The following is a 16,230-nucleotide window of genomic DNA, read 5'->3' on the forward strand; positions in this document are numbered from 1 at the left end:
CAAGAACGGCATCAGCTGCAACGCCAACATCCCGACCGAGGAGGTCTTTACCACGCCGCATTGCCGCCGGGTCTACGGTCATGTCGTGAGCTCGAAGCCGCTGTCCTACCAGGGCACGCTGATCGACAACATCGCGGTGCGCTTCGAGGACGGCAAGATCGTCGACGCGAAAGCCTCGCGCGGCGCGGAGGTGTTGAACAAGGTGCTCGACACCGACGAGGGCGCCCGCCGCCTCGGTGAAGTGGCGCTGGTGCCGCATTCATCGCCGATCTCGCAGAGCGGGCTGTTGTTCTACAACACGCTGTTCGACGAGAACGCTGCGTCTCACATCGCGCTCGGCCAGTGCTATTCGAAATGCTTCGTCAACGGCGCCCAGCTCACGCCGCAGCAGATCGCAGCGCAAGGCGGCAACCAGAGCCTGATCCATATCGACTGGATGATCGGCTCGGCCGAGACCGATATCGACGGCATTTTGCCGGATGGCAGCAAGGTGCCGGTGTTCCGCAAGGGCGAGTGGGCGAAGCCGTAGCCAGTTCGATCCAATAGGTAGCCCGAGGCGTGGCCCGCCTCTTCCGTAGGGAGAGGTGGACGTCTTCGCGACAGTCTCGCTACCTCTCACGCCGCCGCGTTGCGCAGCATGGGATTGCTGTCGATGCTGAAACGGTTGAACAGCGTCGTGAACGGGCTGCCGTCGGTGGCCCGCACGATGGCGTCGGAAGCGGCGATCGCCTCGTAGAGCGCGCCGACCGGATCGTCCGCCTCGCCCAGGCCGAGGCTCTTGCGGATTTCCTCTCTTGCCTCATTGACCTCGTCCTCGTCGTCGAGCGTTGCCTCCAGCGCATCCGCCGCGCGCCGCATCTCGGCGAGATCACCGCCGGCGGAGAATTTGAGCATGTCGAGCCAGTAGGGACGCGCGACGACGAGCTGGATGAACGCTTCGAAGCTCTCGGCGATAATCCCGGCGCGGCCTTCCGATGACACGTAGAGCACATTCTGCGACGGCAGCAGCACGAACGCACCGCCCAAGCCGTCACTGCCGATCTGCCGGGGGCTTTCGACGCCGTCGATGGTGAACCAGGGCTCCTCGTCCGGCACGAAGGAGACATCGAGACCGGCGAGCCGGGCGACGACCGCACGATCGGCTGTCACAACCTCGGGCGTGAGGGGCATCGGCATGGCTCCGTTTTTGTGCTTCCGCGCACTTTGTCGCACCCCAAAAGGGACCGGTTCATGTGCGCGAATTTGCAGGGAAATTGCGGCGTTAACCGCTTTGCGCCTGCAACTTCCGGCTGATTTTCGAGGCCTGCGTAAGAAAGAATTAAAAACCGATGACTAGCGTTCCAACATCTTTCGAAACAATCCGGGCCGAGACCCGGCCATACTTATTATATCCTCTGGGGAAGAAGATGTCGCGTTCATTGATTGAAATCGGTAGTTGCAATGTCGACCTCGAGCTGCGGCCGATCGAGCCGTCCTGGATCATCGAAGGCAACCCGGTGTCGCGTTCGCACATCCTCTCCACCAGCGCCGACGGCACCGCCTCGACAATCATCTGGCACTGCACCGAAGGTCGCTTCAACTGGTACTACGATATCGACGAGACGATCATGATCATGGAAGGATCGATCGTGCTCGAGAGCGAGGGCATGCCGCCGAAGCGCTACGGCCCCGGCGACGTCATCTTCTTCCGCGACGGCGCCCATGCCAAATGGCATGTCGAAGGCTACGTCAAGAAGATCGCCTTCTGCCGCAAGACCAATCCCGTGATGATCGGCTTCCTGATCCGTGTCGTCAACAAGCTGAAGAAGATCTTCACCTCCACCGGCGAGCGCCGTCCCGCCTCGCTGATGGGGGCCGGTTAGTCTCTTTCAAGGACGCTTCCCAGCGGCCACGACGAAGAGGGGTCGGGATCATATCCCGGCCTCTCTTTTCGTCATGACGGCAGCTCGAGCCGGTACACATCGATTGCGGTCTGCGAGAACAGGGCGGTCTTCTCGGCCTCGCTCAGCGGCGCGGCGATGCGCTTGAAGGCGTTGAAGATCACCTGATAGCTGCACTGGCCCTTGTCCGGCGGAAAATTGCTCTCGAACATCGCACGCCCAGGGCCGAACGCCTCGATGCAGGTTTCGACATAGGGGCGCCACGCCGCGGCAAGCTCCGCGGACGACGGCGGCCTCTCGCGCAAATGGAAGTCGTAGCCGAGCAGGCACATCGCGAGACCGCCGAGCTTCACCACCACGTTCTCGCATTTGGCGATCTCCCGGATCGAGGTGCGCCATTGCGCAAACACCTCTTCGCGTCGCCCGGCGAAGCGGCCCACCCCGGCCGGCCCGCCGCAATGGTCGAGCACGATCCTGGTGTCCGGGAAGGCGCGCGCCAGTTCGGTGAGCTCGCCGATCTGCGGATGAAACAACCAGGCATCGAAGCTGAGGTTCAGCGGCGCCAGGCACGCAAAGCCCTTGCGGAAGGTCGGGTCTTGCAACAATCCCTTCGGCCTGTTCGCATACATGCCGGCAACGGCGGGGTCTTGGTCCCAGGCCGAGGAATGCCTGATGCCGCGGAAGCGGCCGTTGCCGGCCGCGATCTCCGCTTCCAGCACGCCTTTTGCGGCGTCGCCCAGCAGCAGATTGGCGTGGCTGACGATGCCGGCGCAGATCGCGGCCTTGCCGTAACCTCCGCTCGCGCTCATCGCGGCGACGCCGTTGGCGAATTCGACTTCGCCGACGGGCCGGAACGCTTCGGGCCCATGCGCGCGATACATCGAGCGGCAATCGACGTAGACGGTGGCGAGAATGTTATGGCCGGAAGCAACGTCGGCCGCCATCTCCTCGATGAGATAGCGGTGTCCGCGATTCCAGAGATGGTGGTGAGGATCGACGATCGGCCGCGCGGGATCGATGATCTCCTCCCGATGCAGCGCGAGCCAGTCCTCGCGCGGCTCGACGAACAAACCGCTCGTATTGGCGGGCAACCCGCTTGCAGACATCGGCGTTCGCTCCCTCATGTTTTTGTGCCGAGAGCTTAGCACCTGATCTCCGCATGCAGCAGCGCGTGCCGCGCAACCGCGCCCGTCGTCGCGAGCACAGCGGCGTCGTCAGCCCTTCCGTCGCGTCGCCCTCACATCGACGACCAGCCGCCAATCGGAGGCATAGGCCGTTTTGACCTCGCCGAGCCAATGGAAGGCCTCCTCGGTGATCTCCGTAAAGCTCCAGCGCGTCAGCTCGCCGGTATCAGTCGTGCCTTCCTGCATGATGTCATCGCCGCGCGGGCGGCCGATCTGCTGGCGGAAGACGCTGCGCGCGGGATCGAACCAGGAAATCCGCCACGCATCGATGGTCGGATCGTAAACCCGCAGCGTCGTGCCGTACCAATTGCCGGCGATCGGAAATGCCGGCGCGCCTGCCGGGCGGGGAATGATCCAGACGTCCTGGACGGCGCGCCCCTCCAGCACCCAGCCAAAATGAATCTCGCCGGGCGCCGTGTGTTTTGCGCCGTCGGATCCATGGGCGGTGATCTCGGCATCCCAGTCGCCGACGAAGCGGCCGTAGAGCTGCAGCGCCGCGGCATGCTCGGGATTCGGTCCATCGGCGTGCAACAATCTCGCAAAATCGGTCATGTGATCTCCTCTCACAGGAGACCAGCACCGAAAGGCGGCGGCCGGCTTGGAGAAAATTGCGCCTCAGACGCCGTCGAGGATGATCACCGTCGGCTTCGCGGGCAGCGCATCCCGCGACATCCGGAAGGACCGCTCCGAGCGGCGGTCGATCTCGAATTGCTGGCCGATCCGGCGCATGAACTCGTCGAGTGGGGTGGCGAAGCGGTGCATCGGCAGTACCACCGAGGCGCGCAGCCGCTTGGTGATTTCGGAGACGCCGTCGAGCGACATGGTGTAGGTGCCGTCGATCGGCACCATCACGATGTCCAGCCGTCCGATCTGGGCGAAATGACTGTCGTCGAGCTTGTGATGGAGGTGGCCGAGATGACCGATGCAGAGGCCCGCGACCTCGAAGATGAAGATCGAATTGCCGTCGCGGATCATGTCGGTGCCGGCATCGTCGCCGAAATAGCGGCGGATGTCGGTGGTGACGTTGCGGACGAAGGTGTCGCCGATGCGCTCCGACACGATCGCCGGCTTGCCGTCCTCGCTCCAGCCATGCAGCACGTGAGGAATGCGCTTGTCGGGAAACAGCGAGTAGTGCGTGCTATGGGCCCGGTTCATGGTGACGACGTCGGGCAGCCGTCCCACCTGATAGGCGCCGCTATAATCCGTCGCGATGCGCAAGCCGCCGGGCGTGTCGATGAAATAGGTGGAGTGGCCGGCATAGGTGATCTCGACCTCGGCGGCGCCGGCGGCCTGCCGGAACGCGACGGGCATGGCCCGCGGCGCGGCATTGGCCATCGCCAGGCACTCGCTGCGCGGCGGCTGCTGGGCAAGAGCAGGCGCGAAGGGTAAGCTGAACAGCGCCAGAGCCGCCGAAACCAGTCGCCACATGCATCCGTCCCCGATGTGTCAGGGGAAAGTCTAGCGTGCAATGCTGTGCGTAGCCAATGGGCTGCCATCACCAGCGCGTCAGTGTCGCACCCTCGCTCCGGCCGCAGCCGAAGCTTTCAGGTGCCGGCCGACGGGCGCCAGGCCAATCCAACTGAGTTCGGCGGAGAGGGATCGCGCTGCAGCTGTTCTCGGACCGCGTGCCACATTAAGCATAGACTCAGCCTCGGCTTGTTCCGGTGTCGGGTCTTGCCTACCCATTTCCAATGGACGCGGCTGCAAATATCACCCGATATCATGCGCTCGACAGCTGGCGCGGCATTTGCGCCTGCATGGTTGCGCTGTTTCACTTCGACGTGATCAGCCATCTGTCCTTCCTGCCGCTCACCCGGCATGCCTATCTGTTCGTCGATTTCTTCTTCGTCTTGAGTGGCTTCGTCATCGCCGCGAACTACCGCTCGCGCCTCGCCGAGGGCTTCGGCATCGGCCGCTTCCTCATCCTGCGGCTTGGGCGGATCTATCCGCTGCATCTCGTGACGTTGCTGCTGTTCATTCCCATCGACGCTGCGAAGGACGGTATCGGCCCGAATCTGCTGCAGGCCATCGTCACCAACCTGCTTCTCCTGCAGGGGCTCGGCGTCAATCCGCAGAACTGGCTGAATTTCGCCAGCTGGAGCATCAGCGCCGAGTTCGCCGTCTATGTGATCTTCGCCGCGGTCGTCAGCAGGATCGGACCGGCGATCTGGCCCTGGCTGCTCCCGATCATGGCCGGGCCGATCGTGCTCGCCACCATCAGCCCGGATGGGATGAACGCGACGTACGACTACGGTCTGGTGCGCTGTCTTTATGGCTTCGCGCTCGGTGTTCTCTCCTTCGATCTACGAGAGCGCTTTCCGCCGCTGCGCACTCGCCTGACGACATCCGGCGAGACGTTGCTGGAGACGGCGAGCTTTCTGCTCGTCATAGCTTATGTCTCCGTCGCCGGAGGCAGCGTCGCTTTGCAGGTGGCCTCGCCGGTCGTGTTTACGCTGGTAGTTCTGGTGTTCGCGCGTGAAGCCGGTGCGGTCAGTCGCAAGCTGACGGTGCCGTTCATGCTCGTGATCGGAACGCTGACCTATTCCATCTACATGCTGCATCCGCTCGTCAGGGCCGTGGTGCGGGCGATCCTCATGGTGGTCGAGCGGCTCGCGCATACGGACTTGTTCGTCTCCTACGCGTTGAGCTCGGGCCATGAGCCGACGAAGGTGATGTCCATGCATGGATCGCTGTGGCTCGGCGATCTTCTGCAAGTCGCGATGCTGCTGTTGACCGTTCTGCTGTCGGTTGCAACGTATCGTCTTGTCGAAGAGCCCGGGCGCAACTGGGTCAGGCGCCTGATGGATCGAGGCAAGGTCGCCGCGGTCCACCGCACGCAGCCGGCTTTCGACACCTGACGCGCGGGCCTGGCAAGGCGCGCGCATGGCGAAAGCGCATACCAACGAGTTTTGCGCGGAGATCGTGCTCGAAAAAGATAGGGCCAAAGGCTGGCGCGAAGAAAGACAGACGCTAAGGCATCCGCGCTAATCCGCCGCTCGCTTCGATGAGTTTCACCGCCTTCTTATCGAAGGACACGAAGGTATCAGCTCCAAGCCAATTGCCCTCGTGGGCGATGACGCCATCGGCGAAATCGCCTCCGGCCTCGAGGAACGCTAATCCAGCCTCGGCTGCGGGTCGGTCGACGACGGCATTGGAGGCATAGATCAGGTGCCGGATCGAAGCCGCGATATTCTCAGCAGAAGTCTTGTAGGCTCGAGAGAGGACCCAGGTCAGCTCGCACAGTGCAGGGATCGAGATGGCGATGAGGTCGGCCTTCTCGAGAAGCGCTTCGGCCACCTTGCTCTGTTCGGCGTCATCTCCGACCAGAACCCGCACCAGGACGTTGGTGTCGGGGGTTATCTTCATCGCTTGCCGGCCCAGCCGCCAGCAATGACTTCGTTCATCTCCTCGATCGACAGCGATCGATCGTTCGTTTTTCCTTTCAGGAAGCCGAACGCATCCGAAATCTGTCCCGTCGGCCGAGCAGCTTTCACCTCTACCCTGCCGCCTGGAAGTTTCTCGATCGAAATCTTGTCGCCCGGATGCACACCCAGGTGCTCCAGGAGATCTTTCCGCAGCGTGACTTGTCCCTTGGCTGTGACGGTAAGCTCGCCCATGGCCGCCTCGCAGGTTCTGAGATGCAAGGAGATGTAAGGCAGATCAGCCTTACATTCAAGCCGACCCTCATTGCCGCCTTGGGCTGAACTTCCAGGTGATCGCAACGAGGCTCGCGGTGATCAGGCCACTGATGAGGCCCGCAACGGGGAGCGCAAGCAGCAGCGCCGCCGTCGCGGCCCAGCCGATCGAGGAGAAGGCTTCGGCGAAGGTCGCGAGCCGCGACGAGGTCTGGCGGCGGCGGAACTGGCTGCGGCGGGCCTGCACCCGGAACCAGAGCTGGATCGCGGTCGCGGAGGCCGCGCTGATGATGATGGCGCCGGCACTGATCGCGGCCTGGTAGGGCGAGGCGAGCGCAAGCGCCGCCACCAGCGGGCAGAAGATCACGGCGATCGCGATCAGCACCACCTCGATCTTGGCGCGGATGACGCTGGATGCCGTCAGCGGCGCGGTGGCGACGAGGTCGGGAGCGTCCTCGCCGGAGATCGTCAGCCAGGCGAGCCCGCCGGCGAGCTGTCCGGCCGCCATCACGATGACGGGCGTGATCAGCGTCAGCGCCGCCGAGCTGTCGGCGAAATTGCGCCAGAGCAGCAGCGCCGGCGGCACCAGATAGAGCAGCTGCATCAGGGTCTGCGAGATCAGCCAGGGATCGCGCCAGAGCAGCTGGAATTCCTTGCGCCGCAGCGCCTGTTGCCGCGACCCGCCGCGGAATGGGCGCTCCCTGGCGCGCTTGCTGCCGGAGGTGCCGTAGGCTGCGGCATCGATCGCCGTGTCGGCAAAGCGATGCGAGAAGATCGCCATGACGCTTCCGAGCAGCACCAAAGCGAGCGCGAGGAGCAGCAGCAGCGCTTCGCTGTCGCCCATCGCCGCCCGTGCCGGCCACCACCAGATGCTGTCGGCGTCGGGAGCATGAGCGGCCACGCTACCCGAGGTCAGGATAGTGAATCGCGACAGCGTGCCGTAGGACATGATCGCGGCGACCTGGAGCGCGATCACGAAGCCCGCGCCGATGATCGCGGCGAGGATCTGGGCAATCAGGCGCGTCCGCGCCGGCCCGATCAGGCGAAACAGCAGGATGGTGACGGCGATCGCGATCGCCGCGGCCGACAGGCCCATCGCGACCACGACGCCGAATGAAGCGAGCCAGCGCGGCCCGCCGCCGATCACGAGCACGTCGATGAAGGGCGTCGAGAACAGCAGCGCCATCACCGTGACGGTCAGCGCGATCGCGGCGATGCGAACCGAGAACAGATTGGCAAGCGTTGCCGGCGAGGACATGATCAGGTCGAGATCGGCACGGGCGTAGAACACCCGCGTCACCGATTCGATCGCTTGCGACAGCATCAGGGTCCAGGCGAGGAAGATCGTCGCCGAGATCACGATCAGCGAGGATTTGTCGAGCGGCAGCTGCAGATCGGCGAAGCGGCCGATCACCGCCCAGGCCGGCAGGTGCAGCAGCGCGGCGAAGCAGACGAGGCCGATGATGGCCGCGCGCGTCCGCTTGCGCCGTCCGCCGGTCATCATGGCGAGCCATTCGCGCCAGGCGAGCCGGAGCTCGTGGCGCGCAAACCAGGACAGCGCGGTTGCCGAGCTCATGCGGCTTCCGGAATCGTCACCAGCGCGATGAAGAGATCCTCCAGGCTGGTGTCGGCATGGCCGTTCTGTTGCCGCAGCTCGGCCAGCGTGCCTTCGGCGACGAGGCGGCCCGAGGCGATCACGCCGATGCGGTCGGCCATTCGCTCGGCCACCTCCAGGATATGCGTGGTCATGATGACGGTACAGCCGGCGCGGACGCGCTCGCTGAGCAGGCCCTTCACATGGCGGGCGGAGACGGCATCAAGCCCCGTCAGCGGCTCGTCGAGGATGATGAGGCGGGGATCGTGCACCAGCGCGCCGGCGAGAGCGACCTTCTGGCGCATGCCCTTGGAAAAGCCCTCGCAGCGCTCGTGCCGGTGCGGCTCGAGGCCGAGCGAGCCGAGCAGGTCGTGCGCGATCGGCTCGGAGACCGACGGCGCGATGCCCCAGAGGCCGGCGACGAATTCGAGATATTCGAGCGGGGTCAGCTTGTCGTAGATCATGGGCTCGTCGGAGACCCACGCCATCACCTGCTTGGCGGCGACGGGGTTTTGGAGCGCATCGATGCCAAAGATCGAGACCGCGCCGGCATCGGGGCGCAGCAGGCCCGCCACCATGCGCAAAGTGGTGGTCTTGCCGGCGCCGTTGGGGCCGACCAGCGCGTAGAATTCGCCGGCGTGGATGGTGAGATCGAGGCTATCGACCGCCAGACGGTCAAAACGCTTCGTTAACCCCTTAACTTCGAGCGCCGAGCTGTCCGGCTTCATGACGGCCACACCATCCGGTTTTGCATCGCTCGCGACCATGACCTGAAGATGTTTCGGCCCCGTGAATCGCGCCGCAGCAAATTCCGTCATCCGGATTGGACTAACGGCAAGTCACCGTTTGTTGACAGCGCTGAATGGTTCAGGCTGAATTGGTTCCGGACAAATGGAGCTAACGCGGCGAAACGACTGCGTAGCGACTGGACACAAGATGCGGCAAGACGGCCAAAAGAGCCGCCGTTGCATCGGGAGGAAGCGCGGCGATGCTGGATTTCGTTCAGCAGCTGGTCAGCGGTGTTGCGCTCGGCTGCGTCTACGGCCTGATCGCGCTCGGCTTCGTGCTCGTCTACAAAGCCACCGAGGTCGTCAATTTCGCCCAGGGCGATCTGATGATGCTCGGCGGCTTCTTCGCCTTCACCTTCATCGGCATGATGGGCCTGAACTACTGGATCGGCTTTGCCGGTGCGGTGGCCGCGATGGCGCTGTTCGGCATGCTGGCCGAGCGCGTGGTGGTGCGGCCGATCCTCGGCTATCCGCAGTTCTCCATCATCATGGCGACGATCGGGCTCGGCTATTTCCTGCGCTCGATCGCCGGCATGATCTGGGGCACCGATGACCTGAAGATCGAGACGCCCTTCAGCCAGGGCGTGCTGCGCATCGGCTCGCTGGTGCTCGCCTACGACAAGCTGTCGGTGATCGCGGCGACGATGATCCTGTGCGCGCTGCTCTATCTGTTCTTCAACAAGACCACGCTCGGCACCGCGATGCGCGCGAGTTCCGAGAACATGCTCGCGGCCTACTACATGGGCATCCCGGTCAAGCGCGTGGTGTCGATCGTCTGGGCGATCAGCGCGGCGGTCGCCACCTGCGCCGGCGTGCTGCTGGCGCCGATCACCTTCATCCACTCCAATGTCGGCCTCGTGCTCGGCCTGAAGGCGTTTCCCGCGGCCGTGCTCGGCGGCTTCGGCTCGATCCCGGGCGCCGTGGTCGGCGGCGTCCTGATCGGCGTGATCGAGAGCATGGCCGGCTTCTACTTGCCTGAAGGCTGGAAGGATGTCGCGCCGTACCTCGTGCTGCTCGCCGTGCTGCTCCTGAAGCCCGAAGGCCTGTTCGGCCACCACGTCCGCAAGAAGGTCTGAACGCCATGCGTTTCCTGTTCAAGACCGACTATGAGGACGACATCAAGCTGTTCCCGCATTCGGGCTACATCGTCTCCTACGGAGTCCTGCTCACGCTGCTGCTGATCGCGCCCTTCGTGCTCTCCAGCTATCTGATGAGCCAGCTCGTCTTCGTCTGCATCTATGCGACCGTCGGCGTTGCGCTGCTGATCCTGACCGGATTCACCGGCCAGGCCTCGCTCGGCCACGCCGCGTTCCTCGCCATCGGGGCCTACACCGCGGCCTATTTGCAGAAATACAACGTGCCGTTCCCGGTCTATTTCCTCGCCGCCGGAGGTTTGACCGGCATCATCGGCGCGATGGTCGGCTTTCCCGCGCTGCGCCTCACCGGCATCTACCTCGTCATCGCCACCATCTCCTTCGCCCTGATCGTCGAGGAGATCCTGGCGCGCTGGGAAAGCGTCACCAACGGCAACGAGGGCATGCGGGTCAAGACGCTGTCGCTGTTCGGCGTCACGGTGCCGCGCGATAGCCCGACATTCTATTTCCTCTGCCTCTCCGTGCTGGTGCTGACCATCGTCGGCACGCTGAATCTGTTGCGCTCGCCGACGGGACGCGCCTTCGTGGCGATCCGCGATTCGGAGACGGCGGCGCGCAGCATGGGCATCAATGTCGCGCTCTACAAGGTGAAGTCCTTTGCGATCTCGGCGGCGATCACCGGCTTTGCCGGCGTGCTGTTCGCCCACAAGCTGTCCTTCATCTCGCCGGAGATGTTCACGCTGCAGCTCTCGATCGAGTTCATCATCGTGATCCTGATCGGCGGCACGTTCAGCCTGCACGGCGCGGTGCTGGGGGCGATTTTCATCGTGATGATCGATCCGTTCCTGACGTACCTTAAGGACGACATGCCCGGCATGATCGCCGGAGTCGCGGCGACGTTCGGCGCCGGCCCGGCCACAGCGGGCAACATCAAATCGACGGTCGCCGCCTTTGCCTCGCTCAACGGCCTGAAAGGTGCGATCTACGGCATCATCATCGTGCTGTTCGTGCTGTTCGAGCCGCTCGGGCTCTACGGCCGCTGGCTCAAGATCAAACTCTTCTTTCAGCTGTTCCCGCTCTACAAGCGCGCCACCTTCAAGCGGCAGAAGATCTACGTGAAGTCGGAGCGGAACCGATGAGCTATTTCCGCGCCGAGAACCTGTCGCTGCATTTCGGGGGCCTCAAGGCCGTCGATGCGGTGTCCTTCGCGGTCGAGAAGGGCGAGATCCTCTCGATCATCGGGCCGAACGGCGCGGGCAAGAGCTCGATCTTCAATCTGATCTCGCGGATCTACCGGCCGACCTCAGGCCGTATCTTCTTCGAGGACCAGGACATCACGGAAGAGCCGCCCTACGACATCGCGAGACTCGGCATCGCCCGGACCTTCCAGAACATCGAGTTGTTCGAGAATGCGACCGTGCTGTCGAACCTCCTGGTCGGCCGCCATCGGCATTCGACCACGCAGCTGTGGCAGGAGTTCCTGTTCCTGCCCAGCGTACGGGCCAACGAGAAGATGCATCGCCGCAGGGTCGAGCAGGTCATCGAATTTCTCGATCTCGAGCCCTATCGCGACAAGCTGATCTCCGGCCTGCCTTACGGCGTGCGCAAGGTGATCGAGTTGGCGCGCGCATTGTGCTCGGAGCCAAAGCTGATCCTGCTCGACGAGCCGTCATCCGGACTCAATGTCGAGGAGACCGACGACATGTCGTTCTGGATCCGCGACATGAAGAGCGAGCTCGGCATCACCGTGCTGATGGTCGAGCACGACATGTCGCTGGTCAACCGTGTCTCTGATCGTGTCATCGCGCTGAACTACGGCAGGGTGCTGGCGATGGGCTCGCCCGCCGAGGTGCAGCAGCATCCCGATGTCGTTGCAGCGTATCTGGGAGCCTGACGCATGGACGCTGCCGTCAAGCCCGAGATCATCCTGAAACTCTCCAACATCGAGAGCTATTACGGGCCGATCATGGCGATCCGCGGCATCTCGCTGGAGGTGCCGCGCGGCCGCATCGTCACGCTGCTGGGGGCCAACGGCGCCGGAAAGACCACGGTGCTGAAGACGATCTCGGGCATTCTCGACCCGCAGAAGGGCTCGATCGAATTCATGGGCAAGCCGATCCAGCGCATGGAGGCCGACCGGATCGTGCGGCTCGGCCTCAGCCACGTGCCGGAGGGACGCGAAGTCTTTCCGTTCCTGTCGGTGCGTGAGAACCTGATGATGGGGGCCTATCCGCGCAAGGACCGCGACGGCGTGGCGGAGGATCTCGAGCGCGTCTACGGCTATTTCCCGCGGCTGAAGGAGCGCATCAACCAGCCGGCCGGCCAGCTCTCCGGCGGCGAGCAGCAGATGCTCGCGATCGGCCGCGCGCTGATGAACCGGCCGACGCTGCTCCTGCTCGACGAGCCCTCGCTCGGTCTGTCGCCGCTGCTGGTGAAGGAGATCTTCACCATCATCCGCCGCGTCAACGAGGAGCAGGGCATGTCGATCCTGCTGGTCGAGCAGAACGCCAAGGTGGCGCTGGAAACGGCACATTACGGCTATGTGCTGGAGATTGGCCGCATCGTGATGAACGACAGCTGCGACCGCTTGATGCATTCCCAGGACATCCAGGAGTTCTACCTTGGCGCCAAGGAAGCCGGCGCGCGAGGCGAGCGGCGCTGGAAAAAGAAGAAGACGTGGCGGTGAGGACGTGCTGGCAGTAAGATGAACCTGTCATCCGCTACGGAAGACCGCCGACAAGGCAGGCAGCGGAGGCAGGCGACAGGGAGGAGAGGCGCATGGCCCGAACGGCGGTGCTGACGGTCGCTGATACGATCGCGAAGAGCTTTCTGCGCGCCGCTGAGACGCGAGGCGATCGGCCGGCGATCCGCGAGAAGAAATTCGGAATCTGGCAGCCGACCAGCTGGCGCGAATGGCTGGAGATATCGAAGGAAATCGCCTACGCGCTCCATGCTATCGGCTTCATGCCAGGCGACGTCGCCTCGATCATCGCCAACGCCGTTCCCGAGTGGGTCCATGCCGACATGGGCATCCTGTGCGCCGGCGGTGTTGCCTCGGGCATCTATCCGACCGACGCATCGTCCCAGGTCGAATATCTCGTCAATGATTCCAGGACGAAGGTGATCTTCGCCGAGGACGAGGAGCAGCTTGACAAGATCCTCGCCTGCCGCGCCCGCTGCGCCACCTTGCAGAAGATCATTGTGTTCGACATGGAAGGCCTCAGCGGCTTCTCCGACGACATGGTGATGTCGCTCGACGAGTTTCGTGCGCTCGGCCGCAATCACATGGTCGGCCGCGAAGCGCTGTGGCAGGAGATGATCGACAGCCGTAGCGCCGCCGATCTCGCGATTCTGGTCTACACGTCCGGTACGACCGGTCCGCCGAAGGGCGCAATGCACGCCAACCGCAGCGTCACGCACCAGATGCGGCACGCCAACGACTTCATCCCGGCGCGAGAGGACGATGAGCGGCTGATCTTCCTGCCGCTCTGCCACGTCGCCGAACGCATCGGCGGCTATTACATCTCGGTCGCGCTCGGCTCGGTGATGAACTTCGCCGAAAGCCCGGAGACCGTGCCGGACAATTTGCGCGAGGTGCAGCCGACCGTTTTCCTCGCGGTGCCGCGCATCTGGGAGAAATTCTACTCCGCCATCACCATCGCGCTGAAGGATGCGACGCCGCTGCAGCAATGGGTCTACCGCCGCGCCATCGCCGTCGGCTACCGCATGGTCGATTGCAGGCTCGAGGGCAAGGCGCCTCCGTTGTCGCTGCGGCTCGCAAGCCGCGTCGCCTACCGGGTCGCATTCCGCAACATCCGCCGCATGATCGGGCTCGATCGCTGCCGCGTCGCCTTCACCGGCGCGGCGCCGATCGCGCCGGAACTGATCCGCTGGTATCTCGCGCTCGGCATCGACATGCACGAGCTCTACGGCCAGACCGAGAATTGCGGCGTCGCCACCATGATGCCGGCGGAGCGGATCAAGCTCGGCTCGGTCGGCACCGCCGTGCCCTGGGGCGAGGTTGCGCTGTCGCCGGAAGGCGAGATCCTGATCAAGGGTGATTTCCTGTTCATGGGCTATCTGAACCAGCCGGAGAAGACCGCCGAGACCATCGATTCCCGCGGCTGGCTGCACACTGGCGACGTCGGCACCATCGACAATGAAGGCTTCATCCGCATCACCGACCGGATGAAGGACATCATCATCACCTCCGGCGGGAAGAACATCACGCCGTCCGAGATCGAGAACCAGCTCAAATTCTCACCCTACATCTCGGACGCCGTCGTGATCGGCGACCAGCGGCCGTATCTGACCTGCCTCGTGATGATCGACCAGGAGAATGTCGAGAAATTCGCCCAGGACCACGACATCCCCTTCACCAACTACGCCAGCCTGTGCCGGGCAATGGAGATCCAGGACCTGATCTGGCGCGAGATCGAGCAGGTCAACGGCAATTTTGCCCGCGTCGAGACCATCAAGAAGTTCTACCTGATCGAGCGCCAGCTCACGCCGGAAGACGAGGAGCTGACCCCGACTATGAAGCTGAAGCGTGGCTTCGTGAACAAGCGTTACGCCGCCGAGATCGAAGCGATGTATCGCCAGCGCGCGGTGGCGTGACGCATGTGCATGCCCCGGAAAAGTGGCAACCGGTTTTTCGGGAAGGGCATGCGCAAAAAAGTCACGTTCGAGAAAGCGAAGGAGCGACGGCCCCCGCCCTTCGCGTAACACGGGCCTTTAGGAGAGGAGACGTCGATGTCGAAATCGTTCAGCGCGTTCGGCCTTGCTGTTAGTGCAATGGTGCTCACCTGTCTGCCGGCCGCGGCGCAAACCAAGGTCACCAATGAAGGCATCTCGGCAAGCGAGATCGTCGTCGGCACGCACCAGGATCTCTCGGGCCCGATCAAGGGCTGGGGCGTCCCGGTTTCCAACGGCATGAAGATGGCGGTCGAGGAGATCAACGCGGCCGGCGGCGTCAACGGCCGCAAGATCCGCCTGGTCGTCGAGGACAGCGGCTACGATCCGAAGAAGGCCGTGCTGGCGTCGCAAAAGCTGATCGAGCGCGACAAGATCTTCGCGATGGTCGGAGCAATGGGATCGCCGACCGTGCTCGCCGCGCAGGACATCCTGCTCGATGCCGGCGTGCTTCAGCTGTTTCCGCTCACGGCTGCCGAGTTCACCTTCAAGTTCGATCCGGCCAAGCCGCAGGAGCGATTGAAGTTCAACAATCTGCTGCCCTATGTCGAAAGCACGCGCGCGGCGCTGAAATACATGATGGAGTGGAAGAACTTCAAGAAGCCCTGCATCATGCATCAGGACGACGAGTACGGCAAAAACGTGCTCGACGGCTTCAACCAGCAGCTCACAGCCATGAAGGTGCAGCCGGCTTCGATCACCAGCTACAAGCGCGGCGCCTCCGACTTCAGCGCGCAGGTCGCCAAGATGAAATCCGACGGCTGTGACCTCGTCGTGCTCGGCGCGGTGCTGCGTGAACCCATTGGCGCCATGACCGAGGCCAAGAAGCTCGGTTGGGACGTCACCTTCCTCGGCGCAACGCCGACCAACGTGATGGAAGTGCCGATGCTCGGCAAGGACGCCGTCGAAGGCCTCTACGCCGCGAGCGGCTTCGAGATCCCCTATGAGGACACCGCCAAGGGCAAGGTCAAGGACTGGCTCGTCAACTACAAGAAGATGTTCGGCACCGACGCCAACACGCAGGCGATCATCGGCTACAATGCGATGATGACCTTCGCCTTCTACGCCAACAAGGCGGGCAAGGACCTCACCGGTCAGAAGATGCTGGACTCGCTGGAGTCGGGCGAGAAATTCCTCGACATCTTCAACTCGCCGCCGACCAAGTTCTCCAAGACCGACCACCTCGCCAACACCATCACCCAGGTGCAGCAGGTCAAGGGCGGCCGCTGGGTGCTGGTGAAGGACAATCTGATGTTTTGATGCTTCGCTTTCACCCGCCCCTGGAGGGGGAGGGTCGATCGCGCGCAGCGCGAGCGGGGTGGGGTGATCTCTCGGCACGGGCACTGTTCGTTGTGGAGAGACT

Annotated in this window: 17 protein-coding genes; 9 read left to right on the forward strand and 8 right to left on the reverse strand. The window is 63.6% G+C overall.

The features are described from left to right. The coding region (locus SE92_RS27160; RefSeq protein ID WP_198172797.1) for an aminopeptidase at window positions 1-529 on the forward strand (529 nt) is incomplete at its 5' end. An 86-nt stretch (window positions 530-615) separates the two neighbouring features. Here SE92_RS27160 and SE92_RS27165 read toward each other — a convergent pair. Continuing rightward, entirely contained in the window at window positions 616-1,170 is a 555-nt protein-coding gene (locus SE92_RS27165) for a hypothetical protein (RefSeq protein ID WP_063203787.1), read from the reverse strand. A 236-nt stretch (window positions 1,171-1,406) separates the two neighbouring features. Here SE92_RS27165 and SE92_RS27170 point away from each other — a divergent pair, with 236 nt between their 5' ends. After that, window positions 1,407-1,862, forward strand: coding sequence for a cupin domain-containing protein (locus SE92_RS27170; RefSeq protein ID WP_063200348.1), 456 nt, complete (start codon window positions 1,407-1,409; stop codon window positions 1,860-1,862). Window positions 1,863-1,933: 71 nt separating this feature from the next. On the opposite strand, the gene SE92_RS27175 is transcribed toward SE92_RS27170, so the two are convergent. From SE92_RS27175 to SE92_RS27185, 3 genes are all read right to left on the reverse strand, one after another. Further along, the gene (locus SE92_RS27175; protein ID WP_063200351.1) at window positions 1,934-2,986 is read right to left on the reverse strand and encodes an amidohydrolase family protein; all 1,053 of its coding nucleotides are present in this window, start codon (window positions 2,984-2,986) and stop codon (window positions 1,934-1,936) included. Window positions 2,987-3,094: 108 nt separating this feature from the next. Continuing rightward, entirely contained in the window at window positions 3,095-3,616 is a 522-nt protein-coding gene (locus tag SE92_RS27180; protein ID WP_063200354.1) for a hypothetical protein, read from the reverse strand. Between the two features lie 63 nt (window positions 3,617-3,679). After that, window positions 3,680-4,492: an MBL fold metallo-hydrolase gene (locus tag SE92_RS27185; RefSeq protein ID WP_063200357.1), complete on the reverse strand. Its 813-nt coding sequence runs from the start codon at window positions 4,490-4,492 to the stop codon at window positions 3,680-3,682. 263 nt (window positions 4,493-4,755) lie between these two features. On the opposite strand from SE92_RS27185, the gene SE92_RS27190 reads away from it, so the two are divergent. Then, window positions 4,756-5,922, forward strand: coding sequence for an acyltransferase family protein (locus tag SE92_RS27190; RefSeq protein ID WP_063200360.1), 1,167 nt, complete (start codon window positions 4,756-4,758; stop codon window positions 5,920-5,922). 112 nt (window positions 5,923-6,034) lie between these two features. Here SE92_RS27190 and SE92_RS27195 read toward each other — a convergent pair whose 3' ends face one another. The 4 genes from SE92_RS27195 to SE92_RS27210 all read right to left on the reverse strand — a co-directional run bounded on the left by SE92_RS27195 (window position 6,035) and on the right by SE92_RS27210 (window position 9,021). Then, window positions 6,035-6,430 carry a type II toxin-antitoxin system VapC family toxin gene (locus SE92_RS27195; protein WP_063200363.1) on the reverse strand — a complete coding sequence of 132 codons (396 nt, stop codon included), beginning with the start codon at window positions 6,428-6,430 and terminating at the stop codon, window positions 6,035-6,037. Next, window positions 6,427-6,681 carry an AbrB/MazE/SpoVT family DNA-binding domain-containing protein gene (locus SE92_RS27200; RefSeq protein WP_063200366.1) on the reverse strand — a complete coding sequence of 85 codons (255 nt, stop codon included), beginning with the start codon at window positions 6,679-6,681 and terminating at the stop codon, window positions 6,427-6,429. The genes SE92_RS27195 and SE92_RS27200 overlap by 4 nt, the downstream gene beginning before the upstream one ends. A gap of 67 nt (window positions 6,682-6,748) precedes the next feature. After that, the gene (locus SE92_RS27205; RefSeq protein WP_063200369.1) at window positions 6,749-8,275 is read right to left on the reverse strand and encodes a hypothetical protein; all 1,527 of its coding nucleotides are present in this window, start codon (window positions 8,273-8,275) and stop codon (window positions 6,749-6,751) included. Next, complete coding sequence (locus SE92_RS27210; RefSeq protein WP_063203788.1) at window positions 8,272-9,021, reverse strand: ABC transporter ATP-binding protein; 750 nt, start codon at window positions 9,019-9,021, stop codon at window positions 8,272-8,274. The genes SE92_RS27205 and SE92_RS27210 overlap by 4 nt, the downstream gene beginning before the upstream one ends. Window positions 9,022-9,281: 260 nt before the next feature. Here SE92_RS27210 and SE92_RS27215 point away from each other — a divergent pair, with 260 nt between their 5' ends. The 6 genes from SE92_RS27215 (at window position 9,282) to SE92_RS27240 (ending at window position 16,127) form a co-directional block, all read left to right on the forward strand. Next, window positions 9,282-10,157, forward strand: coding sequence for a branched-chain amino acid ABC transporter permease (locus SE92_RS27215; RefSeq protein WP_063200372.1), 876 nt, complete (start codon window positions 9,282-9,284; stop codon window positions 10,155-10,157). A gap of 5 nt (window positions 10,158-10,162) precedes the next feature. Continuing rightward, window positions 10,163-11,314, forward strand: a complete 1,152-nt coding sequence (locus SE92_RS27220; RefSeq protein WP_063200375.1) for a branched-chain amino acid ABC transporter permease — start codon at window positions 10,163-10,165, stop codon at window positions 11,312-11,314. Next, window positions 11,311-12,069 (forward strand): ABC transporter ATP-binding protein, encoded by a 759-nt coding sequence (locus SE92_RS27225; protein ID WP_063200378.1) that lies wholly within the window; start codon window positions 11,311-11,313, stop codon window positions 12,067-12,069. The genes SE92_RS27220 and SE92_RS27225 overlap by 4 nt, the downstream gene beginning before the upstream one ends. Window positions 12,070-12,072: 3 nt before the next feature. Continuing rightward, the gene (locus SE92_RS27230; RefSeq protein ID WP_063200381.1) at window positions 12,073-12,861 is read left to right on the forward strand and encodes an ABC transporter ATP-binding protein; all 789 of its coding nucleotides are present in this window, start codon (window positions 12,073-12,075) and stop codon (window positions 12,859-12,861) included. 92 nt (window positions 12,862-12,953) lie between these two features. Further along, entirely contained in the window at window positions 12,954-14,792 is a 1,839-nt protein-coding gene (locus SE92_RS27235) for an AMP-dependent synthetase/ligase (protein WP_063200384.1), read from the forward strand. A gap of 135 nt (window positions 14,793-14,927) precedes the next feature. Beyond that, a complete protein-coding gene (locus SE92_RS27240) occupies window positions 14,928-16,127 on the forward strand; it encodes an ABC transporter substrate-binding protein (RefSeq protein WP_063200387.1) in 1,200 nt (399 codons plus the stop codon). Window positions 16,128-16,230: the final 103 nt, after the last annotated feature.

The sequence above is a fragment of the Bradyrhizobium sp. AT1 genome, assembly GCF_001590795.1.
GTDB lineage: Bacteria > Pseudomonadota > Alphaproteobacteria > Rhizobiales > Xanthobacteraceae > Bradyrhizobium.

Bases quoted from the DNA above. Each gene is read 5' to 3' on its own strand.
- SE92_RS27180 (WP_063200354.1), bottom strand. From the start codon at position 3,616: ATGACCGATTTTGCGAGATTGTTGCACGCCGATGGACCGAATCCCGAG.
- SE92_RS27235 (WP_063200384.1), top strand. From the start codon at position 12,954: ATGGCCCGAACGGCGGTGCTGACGGTCGCTGATACGATCGCGAAGAGC.
- SE92_RS27170 (WP_063200348.1), top strand. From the start codon at position 1,407: ATGTCGCGTTCATTGATTGAAATCGGTAGTTGCAATGTCGACCTCGAG.
- SE92_RS27215 (WP_063200372.1), top strand. From the start codon at position 9,282: ATGCTGGATTTCGTTCAGCAGCTGGTCAGCGGTGTTGCGCTCGGCTGC.
- SE92_RS27185 (WP_063200357.1), bottom strand. From the start codon at position 4,492: ATGTGGCGACTGGTTTCGGCGGCTCTGGCGCTGTTCAGCTTACCCTTC.
- SE92_RS27225 (WP_063200378.1), top strand. From the start codon at position 11,311: ATGAGCTATTTCCGCGCCGAGAACCTGTCGCTGCATTTCGGGGGCCTC.
- SE92_RS27230 (WP_063200381.1), top strand. From the start codon at position 12,073: ATGGACGCTGCCGTCAAGCCCGAGATCATCCTGAAACTCTCCAACATC.
- SE92_RS27175 (WP_063200351.1), bottom strand. From the start codon at position 2,986: ATGTCTGCAAGCGGGTTGCCCGCCAATACGAGCGGTTTGTTCGTCGAG.
- SE92_RS27205 (WP_063200369.1), bottom strand. From the start codon at position 8,275: ATGAGCTCGGCAACCGCGCTGTCCTGGTTTGCGCGCCACGAGCTCCGG.
- SE92_RS27165 (WP_063203787.1), bottom strand. From the start codon at position 1,170: ATGCCCCTCACGCCCGAGGTTGTGACAGCCGATCGTGCGGTCGTCGCC.
- SE92_RS27195 (WP_063200363.1), bottom strand. From the start codon at position 6,430: ATGAAGATAACCCCCGACACCAACGTCCTGGTGCGGGTTCTGGTCGGA.
- SE92_RS27240 (WP_063200387.1), top strand. From the start codon at position 14,928: ATGTCGAAATCGTTCAGCGCGTTCGGCCTTGCTGTTAGTGCAATGGTG.
- SE92_RS27220 (WP_063200375.1), top strand. From the start codon at position 10,163: ATGCGTTTCCTGTTCAAGACCGACTATGAGGACGACATCAAGCTGTTC.
- SE92_RS27200 (WP_063200366.1), bottom strand. From the start codon at position 6,681: ATGGGCGAGCTTACCGTCACAGCCAAGGGACAAGTCACGCTGCGGAAA.
- SE92_RS27210 (WP_063203788.1), bottom strand. From the start codon at position 9,021: ATGAAGCCGGACAGCTCGGCGCTCGAAGTTAAGGGGTTAACGAAGCGT.
- SE92_RS27190 (WP_063200360.1), top strand. From the start codon at position 4,756: ATGGACGCGGCTGCAAATATCACCCGATATCATGCGCTCGACAGCTGG.